Origin of the sequence: Streptomyces sp. JJ66 (assembly GCF_019303495.1) — a bacterium.
Classification (GTDB): domain Bacteria; phylum Actinomycetota; class Actinomycetes; order Streptomycetales; family Streptomycetaceae; genus Streptomyces.
In genome coordinates this window covers 99,724-116,051 of the sequence record NZ_JAEVFI010000009.1, presented here as the reverse complement: position 1 = coordinate 116,051, position 16,328 = coordinate 99,724, and the positions used below count along the sequence as shown (strand labels likewise).

Annotated in this window: 15 protein-coding genes; 11 read left to right on the top strand and 4 right to left on the bottom strand. The window is 73.2% G+C overall.

Going from position 1 to position 16,328, the window contains the following annotated elements:
- Positions 1-21 precede the first annotated feature (21 nt).
- From JJV70_RS08945 to JJV70_RS08925, 5 genes are all read left to right on the top strand, one after another.
- Positions 22-1,026: a fatty acid desaturase gene (locus JJV70_RS08945; RefSeq protein ID WP_219047234.1), complete on the top strand. Its 1,005-nt coding sequence runs from the start codon at positions 22-24 to the stop codon at positions 1,024-1,026.
- Entirely contained in the window at positions 1,023-2,732 is a 1,710-nt protein-coding gene (locus JJV70_RS08940) for an AMP-binding protein (protein WP_219047233.1), read from the top strand. The genes JJV70_RS08945 and JJV70_RS08940 overlap by 4 nt, the downstream gene beginning before the upstream one ends.
- Positions 2,733-2,815: 83 nt before the next feature.
- Entirely contained in the window at positions 2,816-3,964 is a 1,149-nt protein-coding gene (locus tag JJV70_RS08935; protein WP_219047232.1) for a histidinol-phosphate transaminase, read from the top strand.
- Positions 3,961-4,599, top strand: coding sequence for a DUF6875 domain-containing protein (locus JJV70_RS08930; protein WP_219047231.1), 639 nt, complete (start codon positions 3,961-3,963; stop codon positions 4,597-4,599). The genes JJV70_RS08935 and JJV70_RS08930 overlap by 4 nt, the downstream gene beginning before the upstream one ends.
- A 64-nt stretch (positions 4,600-4,663) precedes the next feature.
- Positions 4,664-5,326 (top strand): hemerythrin domain-containing protein, encoded by a 663-nt coding sequence (locus JJV70_RS08925; RefSeq protein WP_308294748.1) that lies wholly within the window; start codon positions 4,664-4,666, stop codon positions 5,324-5,326.
- Positions 5,327-5,695: 369 nt separating this feature from the next.
- Here the strand turns inward: JJV70_RS08925 and JJV70_RS23465 are convergent, their stop codons facing one another.
- A complete protein-coding gene (locus JJV70_RS23465; protein ID WP_306823427.1) occupies positions 5,696-5,956 on the bottom strand; it encodes a hypothetical protein in 261 nt (86 codons plus the stop codon).
- 275 nt (positions 5,957-6,231) lie between these two features.
- The gene (locus tag JJV70_RS08915; RefSeq protein WP_219047276.1) at positions 6,232-7,035 is read right to left on the bottom strand and encodes a hypothetical protein; all 804 of its coding nucleotides are present in this window, start codon (positions 7,033-7,035) and stop codon (positions 6,232-6,234) included.
- Positions 7,036-7,581: 546 nt separating this feature from the next.
- On the opposite strand from JJV70_RS08915, the gene JJV70_RS08910 reads away from it, so the two are divergent.
- From JJV70_RS08910 to JJV70_RS08900, 3 genes are all read left to right on the top strand, one after another.
- On the top strand, positions 7,582-8,265 hold the full coding sequence (locus JJV70_RS08910; protein ID WP_219047230.1) for a transglycosylase family protein: 684 nt from the start codon (positions 7,582-7,584) through the stop codon (positions 8,263-8,265).
- Positions 8,266-8,592: 327 nt separating this feature from the next.
- Entirely contained in the window at positions 8,593-9,453 is an 861-nt protein-coding gene (locus JJV70_RS08905) for a hypothetical protein (RefSeq protein ID WP_219047229.1), read from the top strand.
- Positions 9,454-9,872: 419 nt separating this feature from the next.
- A complete protein-coding gene (locus JJV70_RS08900; protein WP_219047228.1) occupies positions 9,873-10,088 on the top strand; it encodes an I78 family peptidase inhibitor in 216 nt (71 codons plus the stop codon).
- Between the two features lie 71 nt (positions 10,089-10,159).
- Here the strand turns inward: JJV70_RS08900 and JJV70_RS08895 are convergent, their stop codons facing one another.
- Complete coding sequence (locus JJV70_RS08895; RefSeq protein ID WP_308294747.1) at positions 10,160-11,101, bottom strand: phosphatase PAP2 family protein; 942 nt, start codon at positions 11,099-11,101, stop codon at positions 10,160-10,162.
- A gap of 377 nt (positions 11,102-11,478) precedes the next feature.
- On the opposite strand from JJV70_RS08895, the gene JJV70_RS08890 reads away from it, so the two are divergent.
- Entirely contained in the window at positions 11,479-13,173 is a 1,695-nt protein-coding gene (locus tag JJV70_RS08890) for an MFS transporter (protein ID WP_219047227.1), read from the top strand.
- A 109-nt stretch (positions 13,174-13,282) separates the two neighbouring features.
- The gene (locus JJV70_RS08885; protein WP_219047226.1) at positions 13,283-14,473 is read left to right on the top strand and encodes an acyl-CoA dehydrogenase family protein; all 1,191 of its coding nucleotides are present in this window, start codon (positions 13,283-13,285) and stop codon (positions 14,471-14,473) included.
- Positions 14,474-14,568: 95 nt separating this feature from the next.
- Here JJV70_RS08885 and JJV70_RS08880 read toward each other — a convergent pair whose 3' ends face one another.
- Positions 14,569-15,015, bottom strand: coding sequence for a cell division protein SepF (locus JJV70_RS08880; RefSeq protein ID WP_219047225.1), 447 nt, complete (start codon positions 15,013-15,015; stop codon positions 14,569-14,571).
- A gap of 384 nt (positions 15,016-15,399) precedes the next feature.
- On the opposite strand from JJV70_RS08880, the gene JJV70_RS08875 reads away from it, so the two are divergent.
- A complete protein-coding gene (locus JJV70_RS08875; protein ID WP_219047224.1) occupies positions 15,400-16,281 on the top strand; it encodes a DUF1684 domain-containing protein in 882 nt (293 codons plus the stop codon).
- Positions 16,282-16,328 lie beyond the last annotated feature (47 nt).

The window sequence follows — 16,328 nt, the reverse complement described above, 5'->3', positions numbered from 1 at the left end:
ATCGAGAAAGGCAGTTGCCCAATGGACGGCAGAGAGCACAAGTGGTTCATCCTCACCGCCTCCGTGGTCCCGCTCCTCGCAGTCTTCGCCGGAATGGTCCTGCTGTGGAACCGGATCTTCAGCTGGAGTGACCTGACAGTCCTGCTGGTCATGTACGCCGTCTGTGGCTTCGGCATATCCATCGGCTACCACCGGCTGCTGACCCACCGTGCCTTCGAGACCCACCGGCCCGTCCGGGTGGCCTTCGCCGCCGCCGGGGCCATGGCCGCCCAGGGGCCGCCGCTGATCTGGGCCGCCCACCACCGCAAGCACCACCGGGTCGCCGATAAGGAGGGCGACCCGCACAGCCCGCACCTGGGCCGCGCCCCCGGGCTCCGGGGCGCGGGCGCCGGGATCTGGCACGCGCACCTGGGCTGGCTCTTCAACCGCGACCTCACCTCCGACCCCATGCGGTACTGCCCCGACCTGACCCGGGAGAAGTCACTGCGCTGGCTCAGCGAGCACTTCGTCCTCATCGTCGCGGCGGGCATCGTGCTGCCTGGTCTCCTCGGCTTCGCCCTTAGCGGCGGTGCTCCTACCAGTTTCCTCACCGGCATGCTCTGGGGCGGGCTGATCCGCATCTTCCTGGTCAACCACATGACCTACGCCGTCAACTCGATCGGCCACTACTTCGGCCGCCGCCGTTTCACCACAACCGACGAGTCCCGCAACGTGTTCTGGCTCGCCATCCCCTCCTTCGGTGAGGCATGGCACAACAACCACCACGCCTTTCCGCGCTCCGCACGGCACGGCATACGCTGGTACGAGATCGACCTGAGCGCCATCGTCATCTGGGCCATGGAGAAGACGCGGCTCGCCCGCAAGGTCGTCCGCATCGACACCGAACGCCTCACGCTGCGCGAAGCAGGGGTCAGCCGGGTCGCCGCAGCGGGCGCCGACCGGTCCGAACTCCTGCGCGGCCAGCAGGATCTCGCACCCCTCGCACACCGCCGGGACGCGGCGCCCTCCCTGGTGGACGTCGAATGACCCCGCCCACCCCCCGCGCCGCCGCCGACCAGAGCGCCCGATCGGCGGCGGCCCCGCACCCCGGCCTCTGGGAGGCGCTCCTCAGCCGCACCGGCCGGGGCACCCTCCACGCCTGGCAGGACACCGCCTTCACCCACACCCCGTGGCGCGACGTGGTGGCGGAGGCCCACACCATGGCCGCGGCTCTCCGCTCCGCCGGGGTAGGCCCCGGGACCCGCGTCGGGGCCGTCCTCACCAACACCCCCGAGGCCGTACGCGGACTCCTCGCCGTCTGGATCGCCGGCGGCACCGTCGCCTCCCTTCCCCTCCCCGCCCGCGGCATGACCTCCGCCGAATACGGCGACCAGCTGCGCACCCTCGCCGGGCAGCTCGACCCCGGGCTGCTCGTCCTCACCCCCGAAACGGCCCTGCCGGCCCCGCCCGACCTGACCGGCGCGCTGCCGGTGACCGACTGGGCGACCCTGGCCGCTCAGTCGGTCACCACCGGCGGCCACCGTGTCGAACCCTGCCCACCCGGCCTCGATGACATCGCCTTCATCCAGTACTCCTCGGGCAGTACCAGCACCCCCAAGGGCTGTGCGCTGACCCCCCGCGCCATCGCCGCGCAGCTCGGCATGATGCTGGACTTCGCGGGCAGCGCTCCCGGCCGGGAGACCATCGGCTGCTGGTTGCCGCTCTCCCACGACATGGGCGTCTTCGGATGCCTGCTCAACGCCTGGGCCTACGACTTCGACCTGGTGCTGTCCACGCCGGAGCGCTTCGCCATGGCCCCCCGCAGCTGGTTCCGCGACCTCTCCGAGTACGGCGCCACCATGACCGCGGGCACCAGCACCGCGCTGCACCTGGCCACCCGGGCCCAGAGCCGTACCGCCGCCCTGCCCCGGGAACTGACCCTGCGTGTCCTGGTTCTGGGGGCGGAGCGCGTCGACTGGCACACCCTCGACCAGGCCCGCCGGCGCTTCGCCCCCTCCGGGCTGCGCCCAGAGGCATTCATGCCCGCTTACGGCCTCGCCGAGGCGACGCTGGCCGCCGCCGCCACCCCGTGGTTCCGGGAACCGGTCGTCCGCTACTTCGACGGCGCCGCCCTTCTCGATGGCGAGGCCGCCGAGACCACCCCCGACGCCCCGCGCGCCGTGCCACTGGTCTCCAACGGCCCGCCCTTGCCGGGCGTGAACCTCACCCCCACCCGCTCCGGCCGCGTGGAGGAGATCACCCTCACCTCACCCAGCCTCGCCGCCGGGTACTACGGGGACCCCCGGCGCACCGCCGACCGCTTCCCCGGGGGCCGGTTCCACACCGGCGACCGCGGCTTCCTCCACCAGGGCGACCTCTACCTCACCGGCCGCACCGACGACATGCTCTCCGTCGGCGGACGCAAGATCTACGCCACCGAGATCGAAGCCGCCCTCGACGGGCTGGGGACCCTGCGCCACGGCAGCTCGGTTCTGCTGGAGACCACCGGAACGGGGCCACCACGGCTGGTTCTGCTCACCGAGATCCGGCGGCGCACCGACGACTTCCACCGTGTCGCCGGCCAGGCCGCCGCCGTCGCCGCCGCGAAATCCGGGGTCGCCCTCGCCGAGTGCCGCTTCCTGGACCGAGGTGCGCTGCCGAGAACCCCCAGTGGAAAGATCCAGCGATCCCGCAGCCGCGCGCTGCTCAACCAGGACCGGCTGCGGACCGTCGCCAGGGTCCCGTTCGACTGACGAACCATCAGAGACTTCTCGACCCGGCCGCCCACGCCTCAGGGCCTGCCCGGCCCTGAGGACCGACCTCAGGAGCACACCACATGAGCCCCGACCGCCCGCAGCAGTCGTCCTTCTTCCAGACCGCCCCGGCGGTCCGGGCGGACGGCGCCGACGTGCTGCGGCTCCACCTCAACGAATCCGCCTTCGGCCCGCCCCCCGGGGCCGTCGAGGCCGTGCAACGCGAGGCCGCCGACTCCCTGCCCCACTACCCCGACCCCGCCTATGCCCGGTTCCGAGCGGCGCTGGCCCGCCACTTCCGCGTCCCGGAGGAGATGCTGGCCCTCGGCAACGGTGTGGACGAGCTGGTACTGCTGACCTCCCTCGCCTTCCTCACCGCCGCGCCGGAGGCGGCCACCGTCACCACCGACCACACCTTCCCCGGCTACCTCGCCGCCGCGACGGCTGTCGGCGCCCAGGTGCGGTCCCTGCCGCTGCGCGGCTACCGGATCCCCGCCGACCAGCTCGCCGACGCTGTGCGGGACGGCGCCCACCTGGCGTTCGCCTGCAACCCCCTCAACCCGACGGGCGCACTGCTCACCCGCGACGAGACCGGACTGCTGCTCTCCGCCGCTCGCCACGCCCCCGGCGTGCTGGTCTTCGACGAGGCGTACCTGGACTTCACCGACCCCGCCGAACATTACGCCCTGGCGGCCGTCCGCGACGGCGCCCGCGCACTGGTGCTGCGCACCTTCTCCAAGGCGTGGGGCCTGGCTTCGCTGCGGATCGGCTGTGCGATCGGCCCGCCGGACCTGGTCACCCAGGTGAACCGGGCCGCCCGCGCCCTGCCGTTCCGGGTCAGCCGCCCGGCGGAACGTGCCGTGCTGCAGGCCCTGGCCCAGCCCGGCTACCTGGAGCGAGTCCGGGCCGAGACCGCCGACGCCCGCGACCTGCTGGTGAAGGGAGTCCGCACGGCCGGTGCCGAACCGCTGCCGTCCGCCGCGAACTTCGTGATGGCGCGCGTCCCCACCGACAGCGCCTGGGTGGCCGCCCGGCTTGCCGAGCGGCACCGGGTTCTCGTCCGCGACCTCGGCCTGCTGAACCTTCCTGGCCATCTGCGGATCACGGTGGGCACCCGCGAGCAAACCGAGCGCTGTGCGACCGCGTTGCAGGCCGTGCTGGCCGAAGCCCCGACCCCAGTCGGCACGGCCTCCGAGCAAGGTCGGCGCTCTGCCGCCGGGACGCCGTCATGAACCGCGCGTCCCCGTTCCGGCCGCTCTCCAGTCGCCAGCATGAGCTGCTGGACGCCTGGCTCGCCGACTACATCGGAGCCCCTCACCCGAGGCTGGGCCGCTCCGGAGCGGTCTGCCCCTTCGTGGCACCAGCGCGGCGCGCCAACTTCCTGACGCTGGTGCGCTGCGACTGGACCGCGGGGTCAGACACGGCCCGGCTGGTGGAACTGCTCCAGGCCGCCATGGACCACTTCGACGCGCTGCTGACAGTCTCCGCGAACCCCGCTCTGGAGAGCCTGATCGTCGTCTTCGACGGTATGCGACGCGAGGAGTGGATCCTGGTGGACGAGGCCCACCGGGCCGCGAAGGACACCGCCGTGAGCCGGGGCTTGATGCTTGGCCAGATGCACCCGGAGTGCGCCGCGCCCGCCGCGCACAACCCGCTCTTCCCGGTGAACCGCTCACCACTGCCGCTGACCGCCGTCCGGCGCATGGCCTTTCATGACATCTTGTTCCTCCATCAGCGCCCCGCGTGGTTCGAGCAGTACCGGGAGCGGTATGGCTCCCACTACCGTTCAGCGGCGAAGGTGGACCCGTCCTTTGTCCGGCTCTTCGACTCCGGCGCCCTGCTGGCCGCGGGCGGCAGCCTGTGCTGACCGCCCGGCGGCAGCTCCCGCCGCGCCCCGACCCGTCGGCCCGCTCTTGTGAAAGGACCTCTCCGTGAACAACCCCAGCCCCCACCGCCTGCCGAAGCCCCACCTGACCATGATTCTGGCCCATCGGGCGATGCTGCGAGACCTCGACCGGGTCTCCCGGACCGCCGCCGACCTGGCGGAACGGCCCGGAGACGGCCGGGTGCCGCATCTGACCCGCTACGCGGGCCGGATCTGCGAACTCATCGCCCACCACCACGAGGGTGAGGACGAGATCCTGTGGCCGGCCCTGCACGAGCGCGGCGCGGACGCCGAGGCCCTGGAGCTGCTGCAGACCGAGCACGCCGAGTTGGAGGCGCGGCAGGCCCGTCTGGTGCGGGCCGTGGCCGGCCTCCGCGGCGGAGCCGACAGCGCGCGGGAACTGGAGAAGGCCGCGCGGGCCACTCATGAGTTGCTGGGCACCCATACCGCCGACGAGGAGCGCGAGCTGGTGGGCCGACTGGCCCCGCACCTGGATGCCGCCCTCTGGAAGAACTTCGAGCGGGGCATGGTGAGGTCCGCCCCGAAGTGGACGCTGTCGTTCATGCCCCCCTGGCTGGCTTCGGTCGCCGAGCCGGAGGAGCGCGCGGGGGTTCCGGCCCGCCCCGTGGCCCGGCTGATGCGTGGCAGCCTGCGCCGCCGTCACCGCGCCGCCTTCGGTGACCAGCCGCCGGGGACAGAGCGCTGGTAACTGCTTTCACAGACCGCTGACCAGCGACAGACGAGTCACGACGGGTCCGGCTAGCGGCCTTACCCGGAGACGACTACGGAAGGTACTGCTGGAGTAACTAGGACCAGTCCTGCGGATCGTGGTGGCAGGTCGCGCGACAGATGCGGTGCGCGGCAAGGCGTCGGGTCGTCCTCATGCCGGGCCGTGTTCGGACGGTTCGGGAACGCGGACCGGCGCCGGAGCTGGGGCACCGCCCGGCCGCTGGGGTGGGGGCGTCTCGGCCCCGCTACGATCCGCCGGACAGTCCCTGGTGCCCGCGTGGGGGTGGCTGGGGAGGGCGGCCGTGGGGGAGGGCCGCCCCCGCCGCGAGCGGACCGGTGCGGGCAGTGGCTAACGGCCGCTGTCGCGCGGGGCGGGCGGCAGCGCGGCGGCGGGCCGCATCGGCGCCCGGTGCCGCCCCTCGTCGTACCGCACGGCGCTGAACCCGGTGCCGTAGACCGCGCCGAACCCGGTGAAGCGCAGTTCCTCTTCGCCGGTCCGGTCGCCGGGCAGCGCGCGGAAGAGGCGGCGGTATTCGGCGTACAGGGCGTCGAAGATCGGCGTCGCGGACCGGCCCAGGCGTTCGGCGACGGGTTCGTGCGGGGGTCGCATGCCGGGAATCTGACCGTGGTCGGGGTACGGGTATCGGGCGCGGGAAGGTTCGTAGGAGTGCACGTCTGAGCCAACGAGCGGTGCCCGCCGTTGGATGCGGGTAACCGCCGAACGCGGCTTCCCCGGCGAGGGTTTACGGCAGCCCGGACCGCTGCCTGGCCTGCGGCCAGGTTCCCGGGCTGCCCCGGGAGCGGAAAGGGGCGGGAGCAGGGCAGACCGTCCCTGCCCGGCCACCGGGGCCGGGCAGGGACGGCACCCCGGGTGCGGGCCGCGGATCAGGACGTGCCCGCCAGCGGCATCGTCGCGGCGACGAGTACCCCGCTCGCCGCGGCCTTGTCGAGCGCGTCCCGCAGGAGATCCTCGCGCGCCTGCTGGCCGATGGCGCCGACGGGTGCCGCGTAGACGACGACGGAGTTCGTCTTGTTGACCGTGGCCCGCCACTCGTCGGTGACCGCCAGCGGCTGGTGCGCCTGCCACCAGGACACGGGCTGCTGCCCCTCCTCGGCCGGCTGGAGCACGGCGTGCAGCTTGCCCATGGCCATCAGAACCGACCAGCCGGGCAGCATGCCGGGACGCTGAGCCACATCCGTCACCGGCGTGAACCCGGATTCGGTCAGCAGCGTCAGGAACTCGTCGTTGCCGCCGGTGGTGCCCGGCCGGGCGATGGGCCCGGTCGGCTCCACGACGATGGCCGGGTGCAGCTGGTCCCCGATGAGGACCTGACCGCAGGTCACGCCGAGGACGGCCTGCCGCTCATACGCCAGCTCCGGGATGCCGGGGGTAGTCGCGGGAGCGGCGGAGGAACTGTCGGCCTCACCGGAGATGGTGCGGACGGCGCTTTGGATCTGCTCTTCGGAGACGCGGACGATCTGCGAGGGGATGCAGCCCGCGTGCGCGAAGGCCAGCACGGCCGTCTCCTCACCGACGAACAACACCGTGCTGGTGCGCTCGCTGTGGGCGCTGCCGGGCGTGCGGCAGGACGTGCAGTCGTACCTCTCGGGCAGCGTCTCACCGGCGAGCAGCTTGGCCGCTTCATCGTCGCCGATCTCGGCACGTACCTCGTCACTGACGTCGAGCATGGAGGACACAGGGGGCTCCTGGCGTTCGGTACTGGTTCGACTGCACAACGGCGGACCTGTGGTGACAGTCACGCAACCGGCGGCACCGTGTCCGTTCGGTGAACGCGCATGGTGAGCAGACTGTCGAAAACGGTCACGGTCAGTCAATTAAGGGACAAGCGGTAGATGTTGTGCCGGTGACGTGGAGCACAGCGTGGACGACGCAGAATCTGACATAGAGGGATTTAGTATCGCAAAACTACTGCCCAGGCTTTCGTCGTTACCAGAAGTAAATGCCAACTGGCCTGCATATTCGGCCCGTTGTTTGGAGATGGCCCGGAGTCGTCCCTACATTTTCCGGCGGTGCACCGAGCACCACCCGGGGCAGTCCGCCGCCCGGGCACGCCGAGCGGGCACACACCACGTGCCGCCGCCCGGAGTGCCCCACGCACCAACCCAGCAGTACCCCGTGGCGGACGGGCCGCGCGGAGCCTTCAGGACGCACTAGAGCGCGTTTGGGGGTCCGGCGGGGCCGGGGGACCCCGGGGCGTATGAGAGGGATTCGTCTTGTTCGATCGTCGTGGTAAAGCAGCACGTGCGGGCGCGGTCTCGCTGACCGTCGCGGCTCCGCTGGCGCTGCTCGCCCTCACGACCGGCCCCGCCCACGCGGCGGACGGCGGCGTGTGGGACCGGCTCGCCCAGTGCGAGAGCGGCGGCAACTGGCAGATCAACACGGGGAACGGCTACTACGGTGGCCTGCAGTTCTCCGCCAGCACCTGGGCGGCGTACGGCGGCTCCGCCTACGCGGCGACCGCCGACCAGGCCACCCGCGCGCAGCAGATCGAGATCGCGGGCAAGGTGCAGAACGCCCAGGGCTGGGGCGCCTGGCCGGCCTGCTCGGCGAAGCTCGGCCTGTACGGCACGGACCCGGGCGCGACGCAGTCGTCCGGCTCCGGCGCTCCCGCCAAGCAGCCGGCCCCGCAGAAGTCGGCTCCGCAGCAGCCGGCCCAGCCCGCTCAGCCGAGCGCGCCCAGCCAGTCCGTGGGCGGTTCCGAGGCCCGTGAGCGGACCGCCGAGCCGCGTGCCAACCGCAGCCACCCGCGCGCCACCTACACAGTGAAGGCCGGTGACACGCTGAGCCGCATCGCCGAGGCGCACGGCGCGGACTGGCGGCAGGTCTACGAGGCCAACGCGGATGTCATCGGCGGTGACCCGGACCTCATCGTGCCCGGCCAGGGCCTGAAGGTCTGAGCCAGGCGCGGCGTCCGCGGCTCTCGCGGGCGCGTCCGGCACGCGCACCCGGCGCCCCGTCACGGTCCCGCACCGTGGCGGGGCGCCGCGCCTCGTGACGGACCGCACCCCGCTGCGGTCCGCACGTGGTGGCGATGTGGTGAAGAACTCCGTCCCCCGGGCCAACCCCGGGCCCCGCATCCCGGTCTTAACGGGTGCACGGCGGACAGGTCTCCGGTGCGGGAGACCGCCTCCGCGTCGATTTCGGAATCAGGGACGCATGCACCTACCCATGGCCACGGCCACCAGCACGGCATTCGGGCCGGGGACGGAACGGGGGCGGCGCGGATGAACGCCGCCGCCGGACGCCCGGCCGAGCGGGTGCGCCCGCGCGCCCACTGCACGGCCGACAGCGCGGGCGGCCTCACCTTCGACGTCGCCCTCGGCGTCGCCCATGACGACGCCGCCGGGCGCTGGGACACCGGGCTGCTGCTGCGACGCCGGCCGGCGAGCGGGCGCGGTGCGGCCGAGGAGGTGCGGCTGCCGCTGGTGCCCACGTCGCCCGGCGTCCTGCGGGCCGCGCTGCCCAGCACCATGCCGCTGGCGGAGGGGGTGTGGCACGCCTGGTTCAGCGACGGGGAGCGTCGCCGCAGCCGCCTGCTGCCCGGCACGCACGACCTGCGCTCCCTGGTGGACCGCAGGCCGCGCCCGGACCGCACCTGGCTCGGCGTGCGCATACCGTGCACCACCACCGGCGGCACCCTCGCGGTGCGGGCCTGGCAGCGCTGGCCGCACGCCGAGGCCGCCGACGTGAAGCTGGCTGACGGCGTGCTCACCCTGCGCGGCCAGCTGTACGGCGCCGAACTGGGCGAGGGCGCCCGCGTCGAGGTCGGGCCGCCGGACGCCGGGGCAGCCCCCGAACCGCTGGTGGCCGTGCCCGCGGAACCCGACGGCGCGTGGTTCACCGCCCGCCTGCCGCTGGCCGCGCTGCCCGCCCGCGCCGAGAGCGAGTGCGCCGTGTGGCTGCGCCCGGCCCGCGCCGGTGCGCCCGTCCGCGTCGCCCGCATCCTCGACGACGTCGCCGACAAGCGGACGCACGTGCGCTTCCCGGCCGTCCGGCTGGCCGACGGTCGGTGCCGCGTGCGGCCCTGTTACTCGCAGGCCAATGAACTCCTGCTGCGCTTCGAGCAGCCCCGCGCCGCGCGCTGATCCTCCCGCGCGGCACCCGGCGGTCCGCGAGGGCCGGGAGACTCACCCTCATATCGAGGCTCCGGACGGCTGCCGCACCTGCTGCTCGACGCCGGCTTCGAGGTGCGCGAACCGGCAGAACTCACCGCTTGTATCACAGCTGTCCGCGAGTGTCTCGGCCGCGTCCGGAAAAGGTCCGAACCTGCGCCGCGCAGTGCGCCGGAAAGCGCGGTCGCGAGGAATTCGGACGTCGCACGGTAACGCTTTACCCAGCGATTCCGGGAGCGCTGACCGCCACGTCTTTCCACGGCCCGGAAAAACCCCGGAAGGGTGAGCCAACCGGGCGAGGGCGGAGCCGCCGGACTGTGACACAAGCGTGACGACGCGACGATCCAGCCGGGACTTCCCGGTGCCCCGGGCGCGCCGGTACGGTGGCGGACATGGCACAGACACCGTTCGCGGCGCGGGAACCGGACGACGACCCGGAGGCCTACGCCGGGATGCCCGCGCGAGAGGCGGAGGAACGGGCCACGGCCCACGGGTGGTCACCGGTACGGGTGCTGCCGCCCGATGCCGTGATCACCATGGAATACGTGGCCGGGCGCCTGAACCTGACCGTCGAGGACGGCAGGGTCCTCCGCAGCTGGAAGGGCTGACCGGGAGAGCCCCCACGAGCCCGCAGGAGCCCCCACGAGCCCGCCGGGAGCACCCGGCCCGGCCGAACCGCCTACCGGCCGGCCGGGGTAGGACGCGTGCGCTCCGTGCGGACGGCGTGCGGGCGCTTGGCGGGTCCGGCGGGCGCCCCGGTGGTGGGACCCGGCGCACCAGCCCGCGTCGCCCGGGCCACGGTACGCGCGCCCTCGGCGCCCGGGGCGACCGAGGCGGCGCTGCCCCCGGGGGCGGCGGTGGGTACCACCCCGGCCGTCACCAGCCGCCCGGCGGCCCGCAGCCGCATCCAGTACGCCAGCACATGCTCCTCGACGCGGGCGGCCAGCGGTTCGCACCACGGCAGCCCGAGCAGGATCAGCAGCCCGGCGGCCCACCCCAGCAGTACGTCGCTCGCCCAGTGCGTACCCAGGTAAACGGTGGTGGCGCCGACGCCCAGCGCGAAGACGGCGGCCAGCACCGACAGCCAGCGCCGCGCGCGCGCGGTGCTGGCCAGGTAGGCGAGGACGCCCCAGGTCACCACGGCGTTCGCGGTGTGACCGGAGGGAAATATGTCGCCGGTCAGGAACATCTCGTTGGCGCCGATGAGGTTCGCGTAGTGCGGTCCCTCCCGCGCCATGCTCAGCTTGGCCGCGCCCACCGTTACGTTCAGCAGCAGCAGTGCCGCCCCCAGCACCAGCAGGGGCCGCAGGGTGCGCTGCCGCCACGAACGCCAGCCCAGCCAGGCCGCCACCAGCACCGCTGTCGGCCCGCGCTGGCCCAGCACCACGAAGTAGTCCAGGAACGGGTGCAGGCCGGGCCACTGCTTGTACGGGCGGAACAGCATGAGCTGCCAGTCCAGCCGTACCAGGTACGACGTCTGCAGCACCGCCGCGACGACGGCGCCGTAGAACGCCAGCGTGCCGCCGAAGAACAGCTTGCGGGTGCCGCTCATCCCCGGGGCCGGGTTCGGCGGCCGCGCGGGCTCCTGTTCCAGGCGGGCGAAGATTCGGTCGGTACGCACTCAATCGACATTACAGCGGGCGGAGATGCGCCGGTGGCGCGGAACCGGCGTTCGTAATGGCGATGTGATGTGGTGCGCGACTCGCGCGCACCCGCGCCGACGGTTTTCCCGGGGAAATCGGGGAAGTTTTCGCGCGTGGCCGGATTTCCCGCGCGGCATGCTTCGCATTACCCGCGACTTCCGTTTCCGTCCATCCGCGCTTAACCTTCTCCCGGCGCGGACCCCGGGCCCGGGGTGAAGCGGGCCACAGGAGTCCGGCCGCGTCTCGCGTACGCTACGGACGACTCAACCCCGCGCCACCTGGCCGGGCCCCGCCCGCGTCCGGCCCATCACGGCTGTCGAGCGGCGCGGCGTGCGAGCAGCGAGGAGGAGCGTGCATGGCAGAGACGAGCCGGGCCGGACAGGGTAGCGGCCGCTGGACCGTACTCGTCGTCCTGTGCGCCAGCCTTCTTCTCGTCGCCATCGACGCCACCGTGCTGCACGTGGCCGTGCCCGCCGTCAGCGCCGACCTGCGGCCCGGGCCGGTCGAGTTGCTGTGGATCGTGGACGCCTACCCGCTGGTGTGCGCCTCCCTGCTCATCCTCTTCGGGACGCTCGGCGACCGCGTCGGACGCCGCCGGGTGCTGCTGTGCGGCTACGGGCTGTTCGGGCTCGCCTCGGCGCTCGCCGTCTTCGCGCACGCCCCGGGAGTGCTGATTCTCGCGCGGGCCCTGCTCGGCGCGGGCGGCGCGATGATCATGCCGGCCACCCTGTCCCTGCTCCGGCACGTCTTCCCCGACCGGCGCGAGCGCGCGCTGGCCATCGGCGTGTGGAGCGCGGTCGCCGCCGTCGGGGCCGCCGCGGGACCTTTGGTGGGCGGGCTGCTGCTGGAGCACTTCTGGTGGGGCGCGGTCTTCCTGCTCAACATCCCGCTGATGGTGCTGGCCGTGCCCGTCGCCCTGCGCCTGGTCCCCGAGTCGAAGGGGGAGGGCACCGGGCCCTGGGACGTGACCGGCGCCGTGCTGGCGGCGAGCGGCCTGTTCACCGCCGTCCTCGCGGTCAAACGCATGGGCAGCGGCGAACTGACGCACCCGGGCACGGCGCTGCTCCTGATCGCTGGCGGCGGCCTGCTCACGTGGTTCGTGCGCCGCCAGCGGGCCCGGACGCACCCGCTGATCGACTTCTCCGCCTTCGCCCGCCCGGCGTTCGGCACCGCGGTGAGCTGCATCGTGCTGACCGTGCTCGCGCTCGTCGGCCTCGCGCTGATGGCCGCCCAGTACCTCCAGCTTGTCCTCGGCCTGACGCCGCTGGAGACCGGGCTGCGCCTGCTGCCGCTGTCGGTGGCCGCCATCGCCGCCGGGCTGGCCGGGCCGCGGCTGCTGCGGGCGCTCGGACCGCGCGTGATGGTCGCCGGCGGCTTCCTGCTGACGGCCTTCGCCGTCCTCACGCTCACGACGCTCGGCACCCAGGACGATCCCGGGGTGTGCGTCGGCGCCTTCCTGCTCCTCGGCTTCGGCCTGGAGACGGTGCTGTTCGGCTGCTACGAGTCCATGCTGAACGACGCGCCGCCGCAGCAGGCGGGCGGCGCGGCGGCCATCGGGGAGACCGCCTACCAGCTCGGCGCCGGGCTGGGCATCGCCCTGCTGGGCAGCGTCATGAACAGCGCCTACGGCGCCTCCGTACACGCCGCGCCAGGCATACCCAAGGCCGCCGCGGACGCGGCCGGGCACTCGCTCGGCGAGGCGTACGAGGTGGCCGACGACCTCGGCGGCGTCGCCGGGGACCTGCTGCGCGAGACCGCCCGGGTGGCCTTCGTCCAGGGGCTGCACGTCACGCTGCTGGTCAGCGCCGTGCTGCTGCTCGCCGGAGCACTGGCCGCGCTGCGGCTGCCGCGCACGACGCAGCCGCCCGCCGACGACGGCCGCACGACAGCCGGGCAGGCGCACACCGCGTCGGACGCACCGGATCACACCGCCGGGACGGCGCGTGCGCGGGACGGCGAGTCCGGCGGCCACACCGGTGCCGCACGCGTCCCGCGCCCGTCCGCGCCCGGGGACCAGAGCCTCTTGCCCACGGGAATTACCCGCCAGTAGTCTCAACGGCGCACCCCCACGCGCCACCCCCACGGCGCCTGCTTCGCTACCCACGCGCCCCACGCCTTCCACACCAGCTACGCCGACATCCGCGACCCGGAGGCCGAGCATGTCCCGCCGTTCCCTGCCGCCGTTCGACCCCGCCGACCCGCTGGGCCTGGACGACCTGCTCAGCGCGGAGGAGCGCGCGGTGCGCGACACCGTGCGCAGCTGGGCCGCCGACCGGGTGCTGCCGCACATCGCCGAGTGGTACGAGACCGGTGAGCTGCCGACCGTGCGGGAACTCGCCCGCGAACTGGGCGGCCTCGGGGCACTGGGCATGTCCCTGGAGGGTTACGGCTGCGCGGGCGCCAGCGCCGTCCAGTACGGTCTGGCCTGCCTGGAGCTGGAGGCGGCCGACTCCGGCATCCGTTCCCTGGTCTCGGTGCAGGGCTCACTGGCGATGTACGCCATCCACCGCTGGGGTTCCGAGGAACACAAGCGGCGGTGGCTGCCGGGCATGGCCGCCGGGGAGATCATCGGCTGCTTCGGCCTCACCGAACCCGACCACGGCTCCGACCCGGCGGGCATGCGGACGCACGCTAAGCGCGAGCCGGGCGGCGACTGGGTACTCAGCGGGCGCAAGATGTGGATCACCAATGGCTCGGTCGCCGGGGTCGCTGTCGTCTGGGCGCAGACGGACGAGGGCATCCGCGGCTTCGTCGTCCCGACCGACGCCCCGGGCTTCTCCGCGCCGGAGATCCGGCACAAGTGGTCGCTGCGCGCCTCGGTCACCAGCGAACTGGTCCTGGACGACGTGCGGTTGCCGCAGGACGCCGTGCTGCCCGGCGCCACCGGGCTGGGCGGCCCGCTCAGCTGCCTCAACCACGCCCGCTACGGCATCGTGTGGGGCGCGATGGGCGCCGCGCGCGCCAGCTTCGCGGCCGCCCTGGCGTATTCCAGGGAGCGGGAGCAGTTCGGCCGCCCGATCGCCGGGTTCCAGCTGACGCAGGCCAAGCTCGCGGACATGGCGCTGGAGCTGCACAAGGGCATGCTGCTGGCCCACCATCTCGGACGCCGCATGGACGCCGGTACGCTGCGGCCCGAGCAGGTCAGCTTCGGCAAGCTCAACAACGTGCGCGAGGCCCTGGAGATCTGCCGTACCGCGCGCACGATCCTGGGTGCGAACGGAATTTCGCTGGAGTACCCGGTGATGCGGCACGCGACGAACCTGGAGTCGGTGCTCACCTACGAGGGCACCGTCGAGATGCACCAACTGGTGCTGGGCAAGGCGCTGACGGGCTGCGACGCGTTCCGGTAAACCCGCGAGGCGTTCCGGAGCCCGGCGTCGTGACCCGGCAGCGGGAGACCGGCGGACCGGCGGGGGAGGGCCGGGTGCGCGGCCCCCACCCCGCGTCAGCTCTGGTTGTAGAAACCGCCCTCCGTGCGGCGGCGGTGTTCACCGCCCACGATCTGGTAGGCGCCCGGGGTGAGCAGGAATACCCGGTTGGCCACGCGCTCGATGGAGCCGCGCAGGCCGAACGTCAGACCGGCCGCGAAGTCGATGACGCGTTTGGCGTCACTGGCTTCCATGGTCGTCAGGTTGACGATGACGGGGACGCCCTCGCGGAACATCTCACCGATCGCCCGGGCGTCCCGGAAGCCGTCGGGGGTGATGGTCGCGATGCGGGTGCCCGCGTCCTGGGCCGTCTCGGCCGTGGCCCGGATGCGCGGATCAGTGACCCACGCCTCAGGCGCGGCGTCCGAGGACTCCGGCCCTTCGGCGTAGTCGTCGTCGTAGTACCGCATCTCGCTGTCGTCGACGAGGCCCAGCCAGGCACTCGCCTTGCGCACCGATCCCATGGACGCCTCCTCTCGCGTGCAGTCCAGCCGTCCGCACGCCTATGGTCGTCCATGATGCGGATGTGGCGCCAAGCGGATATACCTCGTGGACAGGTTTCGTGACAGTTCTGCTGCACAGATCATGCCCCGCGTAAACGTCCGCGAGCGGGATACCGGGTGAAAGGCAGAAAGATCACGGGCAGGGGGCCGCGCGGGTGAGCACCGCCGACAACCGGGTGAGCGGCAACCGCGCCCCGGTGTGACGCGGTGTCATGAGCCTGCCGAGCCCCGCCGGGCCCGGTTCGCCTCGTCTGCCGGGGGCGTCGCGCGCGCCCGGACGTCCCACGGCCGACCGGACCGCCGCGGATCACGTCGTGGGCGTCCGGTATGTGGCAAGTTGACCCTATGAACGCCGAAACCTCACCAGACTTCCTGAACCCGGTGAGCGCCGACCATCCGCTCGGCGCCGCGAGCACCGCCAACCCCAGGGCGCCGGGCTCCTCGGCGGCGCAGCAGTGGCAGGAGTGGCACCAGCAGCGCCTGGAGACCGTCGTCGCCCCGTACGGCCCGCTCTCCGTCACCGGCACCTACTGGCTTGCCGACGCCGACGACGAGGGGTGGATCGAAGGGCTGCCCGGCCAGTGGCACACCACGCCCGACGGCACCGGAGTCGTCGTGCGCGCCGACGTCCTCGACGAGCTGTCGGCCGGCGCCGAGATGCTGGTCGGCGAACGCCGCCTCGGGGTACCCGGCAGCGCCGAGCCCACTCGCGTCACCTGGGGCGACCGGCGGCTGGAGCTGCTGCGGCGCGAGGGGCAGTGGGCCGTGCGCGTCCACGACCCGGCCGCCCCCGCCCGCCGCGCCTTCACCGGCATCCGCACCATGCCCTACGACGGGCGCTGGGCGCTGCCCGGCACCTTCCACGCCTACGAGGCCGCGCGCCGGGTGCCGGTGCCCAACGCCGACTGCCAGGAGCGCGGGCTCGATCTCGGCGGCGAGGTGCGCTTCACCGCGCCGGACGGCAGCGAACACGGCCTGCGGGTGTCCGTGGTCGGCAGCGGTGCGCTGTGGGCCGTCTTCGCCGACGGCACCAGCGGCCGCGGCAGCTACCGGTTCCGCTTCCTGCGCACCGGCGCCCCGGCCCCCGACGGCACGGTCACCGTCGATTTCAACCGCACCACGCTGCCGCCGTGCGCGTTCGCCGAGCACTTTCTGTGCCCCTACCCGCCGCCGGGCAACACCCTCGCCCTCGACGTGCCGGTGGGGGAGCGCGGCCTGGCCCGCTGACGGTGCCCCCGGCTGTCGGGTCTCGACCCCCGGCCGGCCGGCGACTA

What these genes read in the sequence shown, in the direction of transcription:
- JJV70_RS08915 (WP_219047276.1), bottom strand. Translation starts at nt 7,035, where the DNA reads ATGCTCGACGTCAGTGACGAGGTACGTGCCGAGATCGGCGACGATGAA.
- JJV70_RS08890 (WP_219047227.1), top strand. Translation starts at nt 11,479, where the DNA reads ATGGCAGAGACGAGCCGGGCCGGACAGGGTAGCGGCCGCTGGACCGTA.
- JJV70_RS08885 (WP_219047226.1), top strand. Translation starts at nt 13,283, where the DNA reads ATGTCCCGCCGTTCCCTGCCGCCGTTCGACCCCGCCGACCCGCTGGGC.
- JJV70_RS08905 (WP_219047229.1), top strand. Translation starts at nt 8,593, where the DNA reads ATGAACGCCGCCGCCGGACGCCCGGCCGAGCGGGTGCGCCCGCGCGCC.
- JJV70_RS08930 (WP_219047231.1), top strand. Translation starts at nt 3,961, where the DNA reads ATGAACCGCGCGTCCCCGTTCCGGCCGCTCTCCAGTCGCCAGCATGAG.
- JJV70_RS23465 (WP_306823427.1), bottom strand. Translation starts at nt 5,956, where the DNA reads ATGCGACCCCCGCACGAACCCGTCGCCGAACGCCTGGGCCGGTCCGCG.
- JJV70_RS08935 (WP_219047232.1), top strand. Translation starts at nt 2,816, where the DNA reads ATGAGCCCCGACCGCCCGCAGCAGTCGTCCTTCTTCCAGACCGCCCCG.
- JJV70_RS08900 (WP_219047228.1), top strand. Translation starts at nt 9,873, where the DNA reads ATGGCACAGACACCGTTCGCGGCGCGGGAACCGGACGACGACCCGGAG.
- JJV70_RS08940 (WP_219047233.1), top strand. Translation starts at nt 1,023, where the DNA reads ATGACCCCGCCCACCCCCCGCGCCGCCGCCGACCAGAGCGCCCGATCG.
- JJV70_RS08880 (WP_219047225.1), bottom strand. Translation starts at nt 15,015, where the DNA reads ATGGGATCGGTGCGCAAGGCGAGTGCCTGGCTGGGCCTCGTCGACGAC.
- JJV70_RS08875 (WP_219047224.1), top strand. Translation starts at nt 15,400, where the DNA reads ATGAACGCCGAAACCTCACCAGACTTCCTGAACCCGGTGAGCGCCGAC.
- JJV70_RS08945 (WP_219047234.1), top strand. Translation starts at nt 22, where the DNA reads ATGGACGGCAGAGAGCACAAGTGGTTCATCCTCACCGCCTCCGTGGTC.